General features: G+C 66.8%; 16 protein-coding genes. 10 read left to right on the top strand and 6 right to left on the bottom strand.

Features of this window, described 5'->3' with window-relative positions:
* Window positions 1-28: 28 nt before the first annotated feature.
* Genes GO592_RS06040 through GO592_RS06010 form a run of 7 tightly spaced genes read left to right on the top strand, consistent with a single transcriptional unit; the run spans window position 29 to window position 8,883 of the window.
* Window positions 29-1,375 (top strand): DUF2786 domain-containing protein, encoded by a 1,347-nt coding sequence (locus tag GO592_RS06040; protein ID WP_007300505.1) that lies wholly within the window; start codon window positions 29-31, stop codon window positions 1,373-1,375.
* A gap of 39 nt (window positions 1,376-1,414) precedes the next feature.
* A complete protein-coding gene (locus GO592_RS06035; RefSeq protein WP_007300504.1) occupies window positions 1,415-2,911 on the top strand; it encodes a DUF3375 domain-containing protein in 1,497 nt (498 codons plus the stop codon).
* Complete coding sequence (locus GO592_RS06030; protein WP_007300503.1) at window positions 2,908-3,513, top strand: DUF4194 domain-containing protein; 606 nt, start codon at window positions 2,908-2,910, stop codon at window positions 3,511-3,513. Before GO592_RS06035 ends, GO592_RS06030 begins: the two co-directional genes overlap by 4 nt.
* Complete coding sequence (locus tag GO592_RS06025) at window positions 3,510-6,797, top strand: ATP-binding protein (protein WP_007300502.1); 3,288 nt, start codon at window positions 3,510-3,512, stop codon at window positions 6,795-6,797. Before GO592_RS06030 ends, GO592_RS06025 begins: the two co-directional genes overlap by 4 nt.
* Complete coding sequence (locus GO592_RS06020; RefSeq protein ID WP_007300501.1) at window positions 6,794-7,945, top strand: DUF3322 domain-containing protein; 1,152 nt, start codon at window positions 6,794-6,796, stop codon at window positions 7,943-7,945. The genes GO592_RS06025 and GO592_RS06020 overlap by 4 nt, the downstream gene beginning before the upstream one ends.
* 45 nt (window positions 7,946-7,990) lie before the next feature.
* A complete protein-coding gene (locus GO592_RS06015; protein WP_007300500.1) occupies window positions 7,991-8,407 on the top strand; it encodes a hypothetical protein in 417 nt (138 codons plus the stop codon).
* Between the two features lie 44 nt (window positions 8,408-8,451).
* Window positions 8,452-8,883, top strand: a complete 432-nt coding sequence (locus GO592_RS06010) for a hypothetical protein (RefSeq protein WP_081315412.1) — start codon at window positions 8,452-8,454, stop codon at window positions 8,881-8,883.
* 10 nt (window positions 8,884-8,893) lie between these two features.
* Here GO592_RS06010 and GO592_RS06005 read toward each other — a convergent pair whose 3' ends face one another.
* Window positions 8,894-9,631, bottom strand: a complete 738-nt coding sequence (locus GO592_RS06005; RefSeq protein ID WP_007300498.1) for a pyrimidine reductase family protein — start codon at window positions 9,629-9,631, stop codon at window positions 8,894-8,896.
* On the bottom strand, window positions 9,631-10,158 hold the full coding sequence (locus GO592_RS06000; protein ID WP_007300497.1) for a flavin reductase family protein: 528 nt from the start codon (window positions 10,156-10,158) through the stop codon (window positions 9,631-9,633). The genes GO592_RS06005 and GO592_RS06000 overlap by 1 nt, the downstream gene beginning before the upstream one ends.
* A 39-nt stretch (window positions 10,159-10,197) precedes the next feature.
* Here GO592_RS06000 and GO592_RS05995 point away from each other — a divergent pair, with 39 nt between their 5' ends.
* Window positions 10,198-11,892 carry a stealth family protein gene (locus GO592_RS05995; protein ID WP_193385507.1) on the top strand — a complete coding sequence of 565 codons (1,695 nt, stop codon included), beginning with the start codon at window positions 10,198-10,200 and terminating at the stop codon, window positions 11,890-11,892.
* Here GO592_RS05995 and ppk2 read toward each other — a convergent pair whose 3' ends face one another.
* The gene (gene ppk2, locus GO592_RS05990) at window positions 11,893-12,837 is read right to left on the bottom strand and encodes a polyphosphate kinase 2 (protein WP_007300495.1); all 945 of its coding nucleotides are present in this window, start codon (window positions 12,835-12,837) and stop codon (window positions 11,893-11,895) included.
* Window positions 12,838-12,893: 56 nt separating this feature from the next.
* On the opposite strand from ppk2, the gene GO592_RS05985 reads away from it, so the two are divergent.
* Window positions 12,894-13,247, top strand: coding sequence for a helix-turn-helix domain-containing protein (locus tag GO592_RS05985; RefSeq protein ID WP_005254082.1), 354 nt, complete (start codon window positions 12,894-12,896; stop codon window positions 13,245-13,247).
* Here the strand turns inward: GO592_RS05985 and GO592_RS05980 are convergent, their stop codons facing one another.
* From GO592_RS05980 to GO592_RS05970, 3 genes are all read right to left on the bottom strand, one after another.
* A complete protein-coding gene (locus GO592_RS05980; RefSeq protein ID WP_007300494.1) occupies window positions 13,248-14,177 on the bottom strand; it encodes a phosphodiesterase in 930 nt (309 codons plus the stop codon). It lies immediately after the preceding gene.
* A 137-nt stretch (window positions 14,178-14,314) separates the two neighbouring features.
* Window positions 14,315-15,187, bottom strand: coding sequence for a slipin family protein (locus GO592_RS05975; RefSeq protein ID WP_007300493.1), 873 nt, complete (start codon window positions 15,185-15,187; stop codon window positions 14,315-14,317).
* Window positions 15,184-15,651 (bottom strand): NfeD family protein, encoded by a 468-nt coding sequence (locus GO592_RS05970; RefSeq protein ID WP_007300492.1) that lies wholly within the window; start codon window positions 15,649-15,651, stop codon window positions 15,184-15,186. Before GO592_RS05970 ends, GO592_RS05975 begins: the two co-directional genes overlap by 4 nt.
* A 139-nt stretch (window positions 15,652-15,790) precedes the next feature.
* On the opposite strand from GO592_RS05970, the gene GO592_RS05965 reads away from it, so the two are divergent.
* A complete protein-coding gene (locus tag GO592_RS05965; RefSeq protein WP_039952799.1) occupies window positions 15,791-16,600 on the top strand; it encodes a HugZ family pyridoxamine 5'-phosphate oxidase in 810 nt (269 codons plus the stop codon).
* Window positions 16,601-17,548: the final 948 nt, after the last annotated feature.

The raw sequence follows: 17,548 nt of genomic DNA, 5'->3' as shown, positions 1-17,548 counted from the left end.
ATGTCGGAGAGCCCTGGTAGGAACGTGAATGTTCACACTGAGCAAGGAGGGCGCCGTGAGCCGCAACAGCCAGCAGAACCGTGCCGCACGCAAACGCAAGAAGCAGCAGCGTAGCGGCACCCGTCAACATCGCGAGTTCCGTCCCGATTTCGACGCCGAATCGTTGGTGTTCGCAGGAATCGAGTTCGCTTTCGGGCCGTCGGCGAATGCGGAGTCGCTGCGCCGGACGGTCGACAACCTGGCGGAGCTCGAAAGTTCCCCCGTTGCCGGCGCTGTACTGGACCGGGTCTCGCGGATGCTCGACACGTCGATGGACCACGCATTCGCCTCGGGGTGGCAGCCGGTCGAGCTGGTGCATGCGGTGCGCCGGGAATTCGGTGCGCGCACCGCCCGGCTGACGGTTGCCGCGATCGGCTCCCATGCGAGCCGCACCTCGGCACACAAGAGCGCCCCGGAGCCGTGGCGCGAGCAACTCGACGAGCTGAACATCGGCGCCGACGACGCACCCGCCTGTGGCCGGCTGTCCGCCTGGCGTGCGGCGGAGAACGCCGAGCCGACGGACACCTGGACGGCGATCCTGTCGCTCCTCGGCTTCTGCAGCTATCTGACCCCCATGACGCCACTGATGGCCACCCCACCGAACTGGGTCACCGGCGCGGCGGCGTCACGGCCGGCCAAGCCTGGGCCCGAACCCAAGGTGCTGTCCCGCATCCGCGGCCTGCTGGCCAAGGCCGAAGCGACCACGTTCGCGGAGGAAGCAGAAACCCTCTCGGCGAAGGCACAGGATCTCATGACCCGGTATGCCATCGACAGCGCCGTGGTCGACGCCGAGGCGCACACCTCATTGAGCGATCGTGTCGTCACGCGCCGGTTGCTCGTCGACAACCCGTACCCCGAAGCGAAAGTACAGTTGCTGAACTGTGTCGCGGACTCCAATAGCGTCCGCGTCCTCTGGCATCAACGATTCGGCCTTGTCAGCATGGTCGGGATGCCGATCGACCTGGACCTGTGTGAAATGCTGTTCACTTCGCTGCTCGTTCAGGCTTCTCACGCATTGAGTGAGGCAGGCGGCGACCGGGTGAAGCGCTCACCCAGCTTCCGTCGCTCGTTTCTGCTCGCGTTCGCCTCCCGGATCGGGGAACGGCTGGCGATCGCCCGGGAACAAGCCGGTCGCGACGCTTCCAGTCAGTACGGCATGGAGTTGGTGCCGATCATGACCGAACGCACCGAGGCGGTGGGTTCGGTGTTCGAGAAACAGTTCCCGTCTGTTGTCACGACGTCGCATTCGGTGACCAACGCACACGGTTGGCAGGCGGGGCGCGTGGCCGCTGAGTTGGCAGACCTGACCGGTGGCCGGGAACGAATCGCCGAATGAGTCTGGGCACCATCTGATCGCCACTACGAGAGGAGCTCGATGTCCATCACCGCCGACGTGCATCGGCTTCTTCGCCTGCGGCAGGACCACGCCGCGTGGACGTTGCTGCGGGCCGATACCGCGCCGGCAATTCTGGCGCTGTTGGGCCGGCACTTCGACCATGGGACCCGCCGCCTCCCTGCTCCGGAACTCTTCGCCCGCTTGGACTCCGATCTTCAGACCATGCGCGACGAGGGCCTCGACTTCCCGCGAACCGGTCAGGCCTATTGCACCGAGTGGGTGCGGTCCGGATACCTGCTCCGACGAGCAGCGGCCGGTACCCGTGAGGAGACTCTGGAACCGACGGAGGGCGCGTTCGCCGCGATGGCCTTCGTCGCGAATTTCACCAGTCAGGCGAGTTCGGCGACCGAATCCCGCCTGACCACGCTCTCCACCCAGTTGCAGGCCCTCGCGCGGGATTCCGATCCCCGCGCGGAGACCCGTCTCGCCGCGCTGCTGGCCGAACGGTCGTCGATCGATCAGCAGATCGCAGCGGTGGAGTCGGGAGTCTTCCCAGTCCTCGACGGCGAACGCGCTGTCGAGCGTTCTGCCGAGATTCTCGCGCTGGCCTCGGAGGTCCCCGCCGATTTCGCCCGCGTCCGCGCCGAACTCGAGGAACTCAACCGTGATCTGCGAGCCCGCATCCTCGATGACGACGGTGATCGCGGCGACACTCTGGGAGATGTGTTCCGCGGGGTCGACCTGATCGGAGATTCCGATGCCGGCCGCAGCTTCTCTGCCTTCTACGACATGATTCTCGATCCGGCCCGGTCGTCTCAGATCGACGAGTGGATCGATGCAGTGCTGCAGCGGCCGTTCGCCTCCCAATTGACCAACGATCAGAAACGACGGTTCCGCGCATTACTGACCGAGATGGAAACGGCTGGCTCCGAAGTGCATTCGACGATGACATCCCTGTCCCGGTCGTTGCGTCATTTCGTCCAGTCGCGTCACTACGAGGAACACCGCCGGCTGCAGCGGTTGCTGCGCAGCGCGCAGCAGAGTGCTGTCGCCGTGGCCACACGTCGTCGACCCTACGACCTGCTCGACCTCGACCTGGTGCGCGTCGGTATGAGCATCGAATCGGTCGCAGCTCTGCGCCTGCACAACCCTGCCGACAACCTCGTCACCGAGCCGGTGCGTACCCACGACCCCGGTACCGTCGATCTCGATGAACTTCGAAAGCTCGTCCGAGAATCCGAGATCGATATGGACGAACTGTCCGACAACGTCGCGGCGACGCTCCGCGCTCACGGTCGCGCTACGATCGGTGACGTCCTGCGCGAGTACCCTGCCACCCAAGGACTCGCGAGCGCAGTCGGATTGATGGTCCTTGCCACCCACCACGGGCACGCGATCGACGGCACCGAAGACATCCACTGGATCTCGGGAGCCGGAGTATCGCGTCGGGCGACAATTCGTCGTCACCTGTTCGATCCTGCCGCCGACGAGTTCACCGCTCGTCCGGCGTTCGCACCCACGGGGAGCTCGACATGACCCACGAGCCGATGGCCGGCGGCCAATACCCCGGCGACGCCGGCGAACTGGACCTCGAGACGCGGCGCGCGTTCGTGCAGCTACTCAAGGGCCCTCTCGTCACCGCGGCCAAACATCCCGAGGTGTGGCGTGCGGTGATCCGGGACGAGCGCCTCCTCCGGTCCCGACTCGCCGACGTCTTCCTCGATCTCGTCATCGACGACGAGAACGAGCTGGCGTTCACCCGCCCCGCCGAGACCGGCAATGCCAATACCCCCACGGTGCTGCGCACCGAGCGTCTGACCTTCATGGACACCGTCATGCTGCTCGCATTGCGCCAACGACTGCTGCGCGCGCAAGCCGGCGAACGGGTGATGGTCGACCTCGACGAACTGCGCGAACAGCTCGAGCTGTATCGCACGGCCGGCGACACCGACCCGGCCGGCTACGCGAAGCGCATCAACGCGTCGTGGAAGAAGCTCGACAAGTATTCGCTGCTCACGAAGACGTCGACCGACGACCGAATGGAAATCTCCCCGGTGTTGCGGCAGCTGTTCGATGCCGAACAGGTCGCTCTGGTCGAAGTGGAGTTTCGGCGCATTCTGGAGGAGGACACACCGTGATCCATCCCGGTCAACGCCGTCTTGCGCGCGTTCAGGTCGTCAACTGGGGGACGTTGCACGGCCACCACGATCTTTCCTTGGCCCGTAAGGGTTTCCTGATCACCGGCAATTCCGGCTCCGGCAAGTCCACGCTCATCGATGCCATCTCGGCTGTGCTCGTCCCGGGCAATCAACTGCGGTTCAACGCGGCCGCGCAGGAGGCCACGAACTCGGGACGCAACTTCGTCACGTACATCCGTGGCGCGTGGCGGCGGGAGGCGGGCGCCGACACCGACGGTCTGGTCGCCTCGTACCTGCGCACCGGCGCGACGTGGAGCGGGATCGCCCTCACCTACCGCGCCGGCACCGACGATCCGCCGATCACCCTCGTCAAACTCATGCATCTGGGTCGCGGCCAGAACGCCGCAGCGGACGTCACCCACCTCCATCTGATTCTCGAACACGAACTCGACCTGACCGACTTCACGTCGTTCACGACGCGCGGCATCGACACGAGGGCGATCAGGAAGCGGTGGCCGGAGTCGACGGTCAGCCCGGCCTACGGGCCGTTCGCCCGTAGTTTCCGCTCCCGCCTCGGCATCTCGTCGGAGGGCGCTCAGCGCCTGCTGCACCGCACCTTGTCCGCGAAGAGCCTCGGCAGCCTCGACCAGTTGTTCCGCGACTACATGCTCGACACTCCGAACACCTTCGCGATGGCCGAACGTGCGGTCAACCAGTTCCACGACCTGCAGGAGGCGCACCGCGTCGTGGTCGACGCGCGGCGTCAGGTGGAGATGCTCGCACCGCTCGTCGATCTTGCCGACACCCGGCAACGCGGGCTTCAATCCCTGCGCGACACGGACGAGGAGAACGCGCATCTCGGAGCGGTTCACGCGGAGATGACCTTGTCCCTCCTGCGCGGTGAATGCACTGAACGCCATGCCCTGACGTCTCTGCTGGTGGCGGGTGCGAGCGAAGCCACCGCCGCTGCCGAGCGTGCACGGCAGGAGACCCTCGATCTGACCATGAAACTCGAGGGCATCGGGGGCGGCAGACTGGCCACCCTCCACGCGCAGCGAGACGCGGAACTGAAGACACTGGCGCGCGTCCGAATCAGGCGCCAGCAGATCGCCGAGGCGGTGTCGGCCTGGGAAGGAACCGTTCCGGAGACCGCGGAGGAGTTCACGCGACTGCGCGGGCAACTCGAGGACCAGTTGCGGCAGGCCACCACCGCACACGAGGATCGGCTCGGTGACCGCTACACGCTCGCCGAACAGCGCGGCACCGCACAGAAGGAGCGCGCCGAGCTGATCACCGATCGTGAGATCGTCGCCCGCAGACGCTCCAATATCGACCCGGGTCTGCTGCGTGCCCGCGAGTCGATTTGTTCCGCCGCGGGCATTTCGGACGACGCTGTGCCGTTCGCCGGCGAGTTGATCGCGGTGCGGGACGAGCATTCCGAGTGGACCGGCCCCATAGAGCGAGTCCTCGGCGGCCTCGGCCGTACCCTGCTCGTCCCGGACGACGTGTATCCGACGGTTGCCGCGGCCGTCGATGCCACCCACCTCGGCGCGCGCCTGGTGTATCGCCGAGTGCGGGTGGGCGTCACACCGTCGGCGGTGCCGAAGACCGGGGCGTTATCGCTGGTGCGTCGCGTGGAGGTCGCCGACGGTCCGCTCGCCGCGTGGATCCATCACCATCTCGCCGACCGCTACGACTATGCATGCGTCGACACCGCTGCCGAATTCACGGATCACTCGCGCGCCGTGACACGCGCCGGGCAGGTCAAGCACTCCGCGGAGCGACACGAGAAGGATGACCGCAGCCGCATCGACGATCGCCGGCGGTGGGTTCTCGGATTCGACAACGAAGCCAAACTCGAGGACATTCGCCGGCGAATCGCAGATCTCGATGTCACGATCGCAGGTGCGACGAGCCGACTCGACGCGCTGGACCGTGAGGACCAGCAGATCGCCGTCCAGAACCGCGCAGCACAGACAGTCCTCGATGCTCAGTGGGTGGACGTCGACGTGAGCGGTGCGCAGGCTGCCGTCGACGCTGTCGACAGCCGTCTCGAATCATGGCAGCAGGACAACCCGGAGCATTCTGCGGTGTCGGTCGCCCTCGAGCTCGCCAAGAAGGCGGAGAACGAGGCCGACGCAGCCCGGCGTCAGGCGGATACTGCGTTGACGGTGCACCGAACTGCGGTAACAGAACTCGAGACGCGGATCGCGCAGGCCGAACTCGACGGGAAAGATGCGGCTCCCGCGGCAGTCGCCGCACGGATCAAGGCGCGATTCCAGAAGTTCGCGCGGCGGGTCACGTCGGACAACATCGACAAGGCCCTGTTCGAGGTCGGCCAGGGCATCGGCAAGGACAGGGCTGACGCGCAGAACGCGGTGTCCGCCGCCGACGCGTCGATCGTCAGGATCCTCTCCCAGTATCTGGCGCGATGGGAGTCCCGCGGCGGTGAGTTGAGGATTGATGCCGAATATGTCGACGACGCATTGAAAATCCTCCAACGCCTGCGCTCCGACGGTCTTCCCCGGTTCGAAGATCGGTTCTTCCAGTTGCTGCACGACCAGTCCCACCGCAACATCGGCGAACTCGCTCGCACGATCCGTAAGGCGCCCGCGGAGATCCGTTCCCGCATCGACCCGGTGAACGACTCACTGCACCGCTCGGCGTTCGACACCGATCGGTGGTTGCGCATCGACGTCCGCGAGCGACGTTCGCCGGCGGCGGCCGATTTCCTCGACGACCTGACCCGGATCACGAGTGGTGGATGGAACGTCGAGCAGCGTCCCGCGGCCGAGGAGAGATTCGAGCGGATGGCGGTTGTGCTGGAGCGTCTGGCATCGAAGGAACCCGCGGATCAGCGCTGGCAGCGCCAGGTCCTGGACACTCGCGTGCATGTCGGGTTCATCGGCGTGGAGGTCGACGGTGCCGGAGAGGCTCGCAACTACCACGATTCGAGCTCGGGATTGTCTGGCGGTCAGGCACAGAAGCTCGTGTTCTTCTGCCTGGCAGCGGCGTTGCGGTATCAGCTCGCTCCCGACGGCGCAGACCTTCCCCGATACGGCACCGTCATCCTGGATGAGGCGTTCGACCGTGCCGATTCCGCGTACACACGCCGAGCCCTGGACGTGTTCGCCCAGTTCGGTTTTCACATGGTGCTCGCGACCCCACTCAAGTTGCTCGGCACCCTCGAGGAGTACATCGGTGGCGCTGTGACCGTGAGTATCCGTGACCGGATGCACACCGAACTCAGCCTCATCGAATTCGACGACGTGGGCGCTACATGAGTGTGCGGTGTGTTCTGCCGCCCGCATCCGCGGCGAAAGCGCTGACCACCTACCGCAGCCGCCGAAGTCGCTGGCTGGCCGACCCGTCACTTGCCGAACAGGATTCACTGACGGTTGCCCTGCATCCGCCGTCCGAGCAACAGATCGCCGAGGATCCTGACACGGTTGTCGCCTGGGTACGCTCCTGGCGCGTCTACACCGGCGCGGGCCACGTGGAGTGGGCGATGCGCCGGTGGCCGAGCTTCGGCACACAGGAGGTGCCGGTGCGGCTGACACTGGCCGGGGCCGGCCAGATTGCGTCTGCGGGTGGCCGCGAAACCGAATGGCGCGCCCTGATGATTCGTCGTGACGTACTTGTCGACCGCCTTGGTCCCGGCACCGAAACGTTGTCGGCAGCGGTCGCCGCGACCGCGGCGAATTGGCTCGACCTGGACGACGACGACTTCGTCAGGCTGACAACCATTGCGCGGTGGTTGAGCGACCATCCGAACTCCGGGTATTTCATTCGTCAGCTTCCCGTTCCGGGTGTGGACACGAAATGGCTCTCACGTCACCACGGAATGGTGGAGACTCTGGTCGAGGGCGTTCGCGGCAACCGGGATCTCGGTATCCGGCGCCTGCCCGGCCTGCGCGACGTCGCACTGTGCGATCCCGATCTACTGATCGGAACTCCGAGGCGCTTCGCCACCTCGCTCGAGGAACTCACCGCCTTGCCGCTGACCCCGGCTCGGACTCTGATTCTCGAGAACAAAGAGGGTCTGTATGCGCTACCTCGGCTGGCGGGAACGGTGGCATTGCACGGTGGCGGCTACGCGGTTCACGAGTTGGCCGGAATCCCGTGGGTCGTCAACTCGGAGGTCTGGTACTGGGGAGACCTCGACAGTCACGGTTTCGCCATCCTCGACCGTCTGCGCCGACATCTTCCGCACGTGCGGAGTCTGTTGATGGACATGGACACCCTGGATCGGTGGCGGACCCTCGCGGTCCGCGAGCACAAGCCCACCTTCAACGAGGTATCCCATCTCACCGAATCCGAAGCCGCCGCCCTGCAGTCCCTGCGCGAGGACGATCTCCGCCTGGAGCAGGAACGCATACCCTGGCCGTACGCCCTGGAGAGACTCCTCGCTGCAGTCGGTCCGGGTCAGTAGTCCCCGGGCGCGTGGTGACCGTTGCCCCTGGGTAATGTCCGATCCATGCCTCGTTACACGATTGCGCTGCGGAACAACTCCGGGCCGGACGCGTCGGCGTCCGTGAGCCGCCATGTGCCGTTCTACTGCGCGCACGAGGCGGCGGGCGCGGCGTGGAATCGGGCGCTCGACGAGGCGTGCGGCGACCTGCTCGACCCGGTCACGCAGACCGCCGTGGTGAACGTCGTCAGCAACTTCGGACGCGAACTGTTCACCGGGGACGCGGACGTGGTCGTCACCCTGAACCGGATCGGTACCACCTCGCTGACCCTCCTGATCACCCTCCACCAGGACGGCGTGCAAGCTGCGGAGCTGACCGTCGTACTCGTGCACCTCGATTCGAGTCGCCTGAACTCGGCGCCGTGGTCGCCGGCGCAGATCGCGGCGCTCGAGACGTTGCGGAGTGCTCCGGTCGTCGCCTGATCTCGATCGATCGAAGTTTCAACAACGCGTGATCTGGGCATTTGATGCGTATGAGTATCGAAGACGGGCCCGGTGACACGCTGAGCCCCAGCGAGAGCCTGGACTCCGACGACGTGCGCAACAACGACGGCGACGACGTCGTCGATCCGCCCGACGGGTGGAGTGAGGCCGACAAGTTCGGCACCACGGCGCGCGAGGAGCGGGAGGGTGAGTCCCTCGACGAGAAGTTGTCCGAGGAAGAGCCCGACGTGATGCTCGAGGAGCAGAGCGAGGTGTCGTTGGCGGATCTCCCCGACGACCAGCTGACCGAGGACGTCGACCGTGTCATCGACGACGAGGAGATCGACATTCCGGTGTTCGGAAACAAACACGCCGACGTGGTCGAAGGCGTCATCGTGCAGGACTCGCGCACCGACCGGGGGCAGATCGACGGGTCCGCGGAGGACGGCGACTCGTTCTTCACCGTCCTGGACTGACGGCAGTGCGTCAGTCGCGCTGCGTTTTCCGGCCGTAGCGCAGGTAGAGAAAGTCGTCGTTGATCAGAGCACGCTCGAGTGAAAGTGTCCGCGGCGCTTGCACTGTCGGGCCAGACGATGCGGACAGCGTTTGCGGACCGGCCAGTCGTGGGGCGAGGGTCAGGCACATCTCGTCGACCAGATCGTGTGTGACGAGATCGTGGAGGAGGGTGGGGCCGCCCTCGCACAGGATGCGGCCGAACCCGCGGTCTCGCAGAGCGGCGATGAGGGTGGGCATCTCGACGCGGTCGTCACCGGCAATCACGATGTCCGCTGATTCCCCGAGTGTTGCCCCCCGGGCTTCTGCGACTCGTCGGGTGGTGACGACGATCGGCCTGACACGACCGGCGAACAATGGCGAATCCGGCGGAAGGTTGCCCGTTCGTGTGACGACGGCGATCGGCGGTGGTGTGTCGAGTCCCCACCGTTCGAGTCGATAGCGAGCCTGTTCCTCCGTCAGCTGCACCGGTCCGTACGTTTCGGCGCGGACGGTGCCGGCCCCGACCAGAACCACGTCGGCATACGCACGCATCGCACGCAGGAGTTGGTGATCCACCTGGTCGGACAGGGGCCGAACGCGTCCGCCAAAGGCCGCCGCACCGTCCAGGCTGGCGACCATGTTCACCCGAACCCCGTCCGGTGGGTCGCGGTAGAACTCTTCCGCCGACACCTCGTCGGCACCGCTGCTCAGCGTGCGCATCTGCGGCATCACGCCTCGTGCCCGGGTTCGAGGTCGCGCACGTCGGAGAAGGTGACCAGCTGACCGAGGTCGTCCGGGGCGGATCCGGTCTCCGGGGCGAGGAGGAACGCGACGTGGTCACCCAGTTCGAGTCGTTCGAGGATTCGGCCGCTGAACCATGCCGGTGAATCGTCCAGGATCGGCAGCCCGTGCGGGCCGGGATGCCAGTCGCATCGGGCGAACTTGTCGATCTCGTCCCCGGTCTGCGCGCCGAAGAGCGTCGCGAGCGCGACGTGGTCACGGGTCAGGAGGTGAACCGCCAGACGCTCCGCGTGCGAGGCCACCGAGAAGGTGTGATTCTTGTTGGACAGTCCGACCAGGAAGCGCGGGGGGTTGATGCTGACCTGCGACGCGAACCCGACGAGGCACCCCGACATCTCGTCTTCCGACCGTGTGGTCACCACGAACATCGGATAGTTCAGGAGCGCGACGACGTCCTCGAAAGCCTGACAGGCATCCCGATCAGTTGCGTTGATGTCCCCGGTGCGATCGGCCATGGGTCCTTCCTAGCAGATTCCGGCCGGGAAGCGTCCGACATGGTACTTCGCGTCCGACGCTTACTCGAAGGCGGTAGCCGCACCGCAGCGCCTAGACTGGGCAGGATCGCACTCGCGACAGCCACCGAAAGGCCCGACATTACTCAATCCTCCGCCCCGCATGACGTCTACTTCGTACCCCCGGAGCAGGAGACCGCGGACGCCGTTGCCCATGCCTCCGCCGCCGCGGCGTCGAGGTTGCGCGACCGCGCCGACGTGGTCCGGTTCAAGGGCCGCTTCGCGCTGCCGATCACGCACACCACGCCGCACGAGGCGATGGTCGAGGATCTGCTGTTCGTCCGCGACGTCCTCGACGGCGCCGGGATCGAGTACCTGCTGGTGCGGGGCAACGACGAACGCCCGGTCATCGCGGTCAACTGGGCGCAGCGCAAGGCGTTGCGGGCGGCATTGGTCGCCGCGTGCGAGGACCGTCCGTTCTACTCCAAGACCGTCGACGCCAAGGGTCCCGCGGTCCTGGTGTCCGACGGCAGCCTGTCCGCGACGTCGAAGGCCCGCATCTTCCGGCTGTTCCGTCCGCGTGTGCACCTGGCCAGCGGCCTGAGTTACGGGGCGTCGACGGGCGTGCAGATCGAGTTGTGGTCGATCAGCGACGACGAGATCGTGCTGCCGATGGAGAACTCCCTGACCCGGCGGGTGGTGCGCTCGGAGGAGGCGGTCCGCGGCACCGTCGAGCGGTTCGGGCGGGTGTGGCCCACCATCGAGAACATGTTCGCCGACCATGCGTCGGACATCAATTTCGACGTCGACCTGGTGTTCTCCTGGGTGGACGGGTCGTCGGCGGAGTTCCAGGCGCAGCGGGCCAAGCGGATGCAGAGCTACGTGGTCGGTGAGGGTGACGATTCTGCCGCCCGGTTCCGGCAGATCGACGAGCTGAAGTACGCGCTGCGCTCGGTGCATATGTACGCGCCGTGGATCCGTCGCATCTTCGTCGCCACCGACTCCGACCGTCCCGCGTGGCTCGCCGACGACCCGCGGGTGACGTTCATGCCGAGCGAGGAGTTCTTCGCCGACCCGTCAGTGCTGCCCACGCACAATTCGCAGGCCGTCGAGAGCCAGCTGCACCACATCCCCGGTCTCGCCGAGCATTTCCTGTATTCCAACGACGACATGTTCTTCGGCCGCTCGGTGGGTCCGCAGATGTTCTTCTCCCCCGGCGGCATCACGATGTTCATCGAGGCGACCACCCGAATCGGGTTGGGCCACAACGACGACGAGCGCAGCGGCTTCGAGAACGCGGCCCGCGTGAATCGCCGGCTGCTGCAGGACCGCTTCGGTCTGATGACTACCCGGCACCTCGAACACGCCGCCACCCCGCTCCGCAAGAGCGTCATGGAGGAGATGGAGAAGGAGTTCCCCGACGAGTTCGCCGCCACGGCCGCAAGCACTTTCCGCGCCAGCTCCAACATTTCGGTGACGAACTCGCTGTATCACTACTACGCGTTGATGAGTGGCCGCGCGGTGGTGCAGACGGCGGCGCGGGTGAAGTACGTCGACACGACGATGAAGTCGGGGCTCCGCGACATGGACTCGTTGCTCGCGAAGCGGTCGATGGACTTCTTCTGCCTCAACGACGGCAGCGCACCCGAGATCGACCTGGAGTTGCGGACCAGGAAGGTGACGCAGTTCCTGGAGAACTACTTCCCGATCCCGGCACCGTGGGAGACCGGGGTCTGATCAGACGGCGGGAAACGCGTCGGTCGGACGCTCGCCCTCGTCGTAGACCGTTGCGGGAGAACCGATGAGGAGCGGATCGGGGGTGCCGACCACCCGCGGGTCTCTGCCGGTGTAGTCGAATTTGTGGAGCACCCAGCGGATCGCCTCGATCCGGGCGCGCTTCTTGTCGTTTGATTTCACGACCGTCCACGGCGCGTGCGGGGTGTCGGTGTAGAAGAGCATCGCGTCTTTGGCCTCGGTGTAGGCGTCCCACTTGTCGAGGCTCGCGAGGTCGGTGGGCGACAGCTTCCACTGCTTGACCGGGTCGGTGCTGCGGGCGACGAACCGGGCGTGCTGCTCCTCGCGGCCGACCGAGAACCAGAACTTGATGATGTGGATGCCCGACTGCACGAGCATCCGCTCGAACTCCGGCGCAGACCGGGTGAACTCCAGGTACTCGTTGGGGGTGCAGTAGCCCATGACGCGTTCGACGCCGGCCCGGTTGTACCAGGAGCGGTCCATCATCACGATCTCCCCGCCCGCGGGCAGGTGCTGGACGTACCGCTGGAAGTACCACTGGGTGCGTTCGCGTTCGGTGGGCTTCTCCAGCGCCACCACCCGCGCGCCACGAGGGTTGAGGTGTTCGGTGAACCGCTTGATCGCGCCACCCTTGCCGGCCGCGTCCCGGCCCTCGAAGATGACGACGACCTTCTCGCCGTTCTCCTTCACCCACGCCTGGAACTTGAGCAGCTCGATCTGCAGTTTCCGCTTGCGGTTCTCGTACTGCCGCCGGGTCATCTTCTCGTCGTACGGGTAGCCGTGCCGCCACGGCTCGTCGGTCTCGTCGATGGCGTGTTTGCGGCCGGACTTACGCAGCAACTCCCCGATCTCGTCTATCTCGGCTGTCACGTCGATCTGGCCGGCACGCGCGAGTTCGAAGGCGTCGGGATCGTGCAATTCGTCCACACAGCAAGACTACCGCCGCGAGGCCTCGCCGTCCGGGCTCATGAGATCGTGGACCCATGAGCATCGACCACATCGTTTCCGCGCTCGACTCGACGGTCGCGGCCGAGCTCCGAACCGCCCTCGACGGGTCGCCGATCGTCACCCTCGACGGAACGGTGCTGCCCGACCCCGCACGCGACGCGGTGCTCGAACTGCTCACCCTGCTCGCCGACGGGCAGAGTGTGGCGCTCGGGGCGGTCGCGGACCTGCTCACCACGTCGCAGGCCGCGGAGATCCTCGGCGTCTCCGACACCTACGTGCGCCGGCTCGCCGACTCCGGCGCCCTGCCCATCGAGATGCGCGGCACCCACCGCCGGTTCCGGCTCTCCGACGTCATGGCGTACCGGGAGAAGTTCCCGCGCAGGGGCTGACTACACCCGCACCCGCATGACGGCCTGCTCCCCGGCGTCCGGGATCCGCACGCCCTCGGCCGCGAGCCGCTGCCCGGTTTCCTCGGCGGTGACGTATTCGCCGACGGTGTCGTAGCTGCCCATCGGGACCACCGAATGCACGATCGTCTCCGGGTACACGTGCACAAGGTTGTAGCCCTGAGCACCGTCCCGTCCCCGCAGCGCCCCGGCCGGGACGTTGAGGTCCTGGGTGTAGCAGGTCGCCGACGCGACGGAGACAGGGATGCCCGCGAACGTCGCCGTCGTCGAATAGTGCAGATGTCCCGCGAGGATCGACCGGACGTCGCTGCCGCGGAGCACGTCGGCGAGACGCGGCTGGTCACGCAGTTCCACCAGCACCGCCAGGTCGAGGACGCACGGCACCGGCGGATGATGCAGCGCCAGGATGGTTCCGTGCGGCGCCGGAACCGCGAGCTGCTGTGCCAGCCAAATCAATTGGCTCTCGGAGATCTCCCCGTGGTGATGTCCGGGCACGGTCGTGTCGAGGGTGACGATGCGCAGTCCGTCGACGTCGTAGACGTGGTCGATCGGCTCGTACGACGGTTCCTGCCCGAGCAGTTCCGTCCGGAAGTGGCCGCGATCGTCGTGGTTGCCCATCGCCCAGATCACCTGCGCACCGAGCGACGCGGCCACCGGTTCGACGATCGCCCGCAGCTTCTCGTAGGCGCCCGGCTGACCGCGGTCGGTGAGGTCGCCGGTGAACACCAGGGCGTCCGGGCGGGCGTGCGACGACTCGATCTCGGTGAAGATCTGCCGCAGGGTGGCCTCGCTGTCGACGGCCCCGTACAACAGGTCGTCGTCGACGAGATGGGTGTCGCTGAGGTGCAGCACGAAATGTGACGGTCGCGGATACTCGGCCGTCCGTATGTCGGCTGCCTCGGTGCCGCTCATCGGTCTCTCGCTTCCGCTCGCCCCGACGGGGGCAGGTGCCCGGGTGGACGCCACTGTTTGTCCACCCTAGCCAAGCGCACTCCGGTCACCTCCCGGGGCACGCGCGGTGGCCGGACGGTGAACGGTGGGGCACGACGTCAGTTTCGTGCGTGGTGCGGTGCGCGCGCCTCCGGACCGGCGGGCGGGATCATCGCGGCGAGGTTGGCCTGGGCCTCGAACCGGGCGCACTCGTCGCCGTCGTCCGTCGCTGCCGCGTCCTTGGCCGCGGTGAGGAACGGGCGGACCAGGTCAAGGGGCATCGGGAAGACGACGGTCGAGTTGTTCTCGCCGCCCATGGCGCTGAGGGTCTGCAGGTAGCGCAGCTGCAGGGTGGTGGGGTTGCGGCTGATGACGTCGGCGGCCTCGACGAGTTTCGCGGAGGCCTGGAACTCGGCTTCGGCGTTGATGATCTTGGCGCGACGCTCGCGTTCCGCCTCGGCCTGCCGGGCGATGGCCCGCTGCATGTTGGCGGGGATCTCGACGTCCTTGATCTCGACGGTGGTGACCTTCACACCCCACGGCTCGGTCTGCTGGTCGATCACCTTCTGCAGGTCCTCGTTGAGGCGTTCCCGCTCGCCCAGCAGGGCGTCGAGGTCGGCCTTGCCGAGAATCGAGCGCAGAGTGGTCTGGGCGATCTGCAGGGTGGCGGCCAGGAAGTCCTCGACCTCGACGATCGCCCGGTCGGCGTCGACCACACGGAAGTAGGCGACGGCGGTGACCTTGGCAGGCACGTTGTCGTGGGTGATCACTTCCTGGACGGGGATCTTGAGGGTCACGGTCCGCAAGCTGACCCGTTCCATCCGGTCGATCGCCGGGATCAGCAGCACCAGTCCCGGGCCCTTCAGGTCGACCAGCCGGCCCAGCCGGAACACGACGGCCCGCTCGTACTCGCGCAGTACCCGGATCGAGCTGCTCGCGAGGACGGCGAGGAGGGTGATGACGACGCACAGGATGACGATGATGGTGGTCATATCTCCAGCTCCCATGGTTCGCGGCGGCGCACGGTGAGGGTGAGTCCGCGGATCTGCTCGACGATCACGGAGTCGCCCGCGGTCGGTGTCTCGTCGTCCCCGAACAGGGTTTGCGCCTTCCACAGGCTGCCGGCTGCCTCGACCTGGCCTTGCCGTCCCTTCCAGTTGCGGACGGTGGCGTCGGATCCGATGAGGGATTGCATTCCGGTGCGCACGGGCGCGTGCCCGGCGGCGAGCGCCTTCCGGCCACCCACCACAGCGAGACCCACACCGACTACCGCAACTCCAGCGGCCGCTGGGATGGCGATCATCTGCGCGGTGTCACTGGACGTGAACAGCAGCCACACCCCGGCCCCGACGAACAGTGCGCCGAGCCCGCCGAGCACACCCGCGGTCGGTGCGTGTGCCTCCACGACGATCAACAGCACACCCAGCACCAGCGCCAGCACGCCCAACGCGGTCATCTCGCATCACCCACGATCACGCTTCACGAGGACCCGGTCGCACTCGCATAGCCACTCGGCGATCGAGCCCTCAGTTCAACGGTAAGCGCAGGTCGACGGCAATGCCACCGCCAATTTCCGGCGGGGTACCGTTCAACGAATGACGAACCTTGATCACGGAGATCCCGGTGACGCCCCAACCGTGCCGCCGCCGCTGGAGGAGGTCGCCAACCCGGCCCGCCCATCCGCTGCCGAGGAGGCCCGGACGGTCGCGGCCACGACGAACGTAGGCACCCTCGCCAGCCTGACCAGGGACGGCGACCCGTGGGCGTCATTCGTCACCTACGGTCTGCTCGACGGCTCCCCCGTGCTGTGTGTGTCGCAGATGGCGGAGCACGGACGCAACCTCGCACACGATCCCCGCGCCAGCATCGCGATCGTCGCGCCGAACCCGCCCGCCGATCCGCTGGCCAGCACCCGCATCACCCTCGCCGGGTACGTCTACCGCCCGGAAGGCGACGAGCTCGCCGCCGCGCGGGAGGCGCACCTGGCGGCAGTCCCGGCTGCGCACGTCTACATCGACTTCAGCGACTTCTCGCTCTGGGTGCTGCGGGTGCAGCGTGTGCGGTGGGTCGGCGGCTACGGGCGAATGGACTCGGCGAGCGAAGAGGCCTACGCCGCCGCGACAGCAGACCCCGTCACCCCGCATGCCGGCCCGGCGATCGAGCACCTCAACGCCGACCACGCGGACGCCCTCCGCGCGATGGCCCAGGCGCTCGGCGGCTTCCCCGACGCGAAGACGGTCACCTGCGAAGGAGCCGACCGCTACGGACTGGACCTGCGGGTCACCACCCCCCGCGGCGTGGCCGTGACCCGCGTCGGCTACGCAGAGCCTCTCCAATCGATCGACGAGTTGCGTGCGGCGACAGTCGCTTTGACAGAACAGGCCCGGGCGCTCACCGGGCGGTGAGCACGTGACGCCTGGGGCGACTCCCTCCCCGACCGACCAGCACGGATGAGAGCGGCGAGCTTCGTGCTCGCCGCTCTCGGGACCAGCCTGCGCAACACCGCGGGTGCGAGCCGGGCGCCAAGGGGGCGTCCGGCGAAATCCGGGTGACCGGCCACTGCTGACTGCAGCAGCCGATACGTGTCGGTTCCGACGGCGCCGAGCCCGGTGACCAGTGCAAGTTTCGTCACCGGCATCTGCGCCAAGTCGCGCAGCGCGGCTGCCAGGGTGACGTCGCGGGCCTGGCGTTCGTTGACCTTCCGCGAGCTCATCACATAGATCCGGCTGGTCGCCTCCAATCGCGCGACCTCGGCGACTATCTTCGGTGCCAGCTTCTTCCCGACGCCGGTCATTGAATGCGGGAGTGCCCGGCGGGCGGAGCACCTTCATCTGCTTCCGCAGAGCCGCGAGGTCGCCGGACGCGACCATCACCGCACACAGGGCGTACTCGCCCCGCTTCGATTCGTCGATGAACGCATGCACGCGGAGAAGCCCCCGTGCGCGACACCTTTCGCACGCTACGCCGCGGTGGTCAGCTTCCGCTCTGAGGTGTGGATTCACGCGGGTACTCGATTCGGCGACCAGTCACCAGAGGGTGAGGGGTAACCCGGCCGCTTCCACGCAGCGGATCCGTTCCTCGATCTCCTCGATGGCTTCGCCACGGGCGAGGCCGGTGCGGATCGCCCGTGGCGATGGCGCGGGTCGGCCGGCAGGCCGCGGACATCGGCGAGGATACAGGCGAGGTTGCGGCGGCGCAGGTGGTATTCGGTGCGGTTGACGGCGTTGGTCCCCGACCGCATGTCCGCGGGTTTGTGCAGCTGGCGAAGTCGCATTGGTGGCATTGACGTCTCATACGTGGTCCGGACAGAGAAGATCCTTGACGTCAAGGATCTTCGCCGAGACCTTCCAGCC

The organism is Rhodococcus sp. 21391 (genome assembly GCF_016772255.1).
In the GTDB taxonomy this organism is placed as follows: Bacteria; Actinomycetota; Actinomycetes; order Mycobacteriales; family Mycobacteriaceae; genus Rhodococcus_F; species Rhodococcus_F opacus.
This window is presented reverse-complemented; position numbering and strand designations above follow the sequence as displayed.

Bases quoted from the DNA above. Each gene is read 5' to 3' on its own strand.
- GO592_RS06040 (WP_007300505.1), top strand. From the start codon at position 29: ATGTTCACACTGAGCAAGGAGGGCGCCGTGAGCCGCAACAGCCAGCAG.
- GO592_RS06035 (WP_007300504.1), top strand. From the start codon at position 1,415: ATGTCCATCACCGCCGACGTGCATCGGCTTCTTCGCCTGCGGCAGGAC.
- GO592_RS06030 (WP_007300503.1), top strand. From the start codon at position 2,908: ATGACCCACGAGCCGATGGCCGGCGGCCAATACCCCGGCGACGCCGGC.
- GO592_RS06020 (WP_007300501.1), top strand. From the start codon at position 6,794: ATGAGTGTGCGGTGTGTTCTGCCGCCCGCATCCGCGGCGAAAGCGCTG.
- GO592_RS06015 (WP_007300500.1), top strand. From the start codon at position 7,991: ATGCCTCGTTACACGATTGCGCTGCGGAACAACTCCGGGCCGGACGCG.
- GO592_RS06010 (WP_081315412.1), top strand. From the start codon at position 8,452: ATGCGTATGAGTATCGAAGACGGGCCCGGTGACACGCTGAGCCCCAGC.
- GO592_RS06005 (WP_007300498.1), bottom strand. From the start codon at position 9,631: ATGCCGCAGATGCGCACGCTGAGCAGCGGTGCCGACGAGGTGTCGGCG.
- GO592_RS06000 (WP_007300497.1), bottom strand. From the start codon at position 10,158: ATGGCCGATCGCACCGGGGACATCAACGCAACTGATCGGGATGCCTGT.
- GO592_RS05995 (WP_193385507.1), top strand. From the start codon at position 10,198: ATGGTACTTCGCGTCCGACGCTTACTCGAAGGCGGTAGCCGCACCGCA.
- GO592_RS05985 (WP_005254082.1), top strand. From the start codon at position 12,894: ATGAGCATCGACCACATCGTTTCCGCGCTCGACTCGACGGTCGCGGCC.
- GO592_RS05980 (WP_007300494.1), bottom strand. From the start codon at position 14,177: ATGAGCGGCACCGAGGCAGCCGACATACGGACGGCCGAGTATCCGCGA.
- GO592_RS05975 (WP_007300493.1), bottom strand. From the start codon at position 15,187: ATGACCACCATCATCGTCATCCTGTGCGTCGTCATCACCCTCCTCGCC.
- GO592_RS05970 (WP_007300492.1), bottom strand. From the start codon at position 15,651: ATGACCGCGTTGGGCGTGCTGGCGCTGGTGCTGGGTGTGCTGTTGATC.
- GO592_RS05965 (WP_039952799.1), top strand. From the start codon at position 15,791: ATGACGAACCTTGATCACGGAGATCCCGGTGACGCCCCAACCGTGCCG.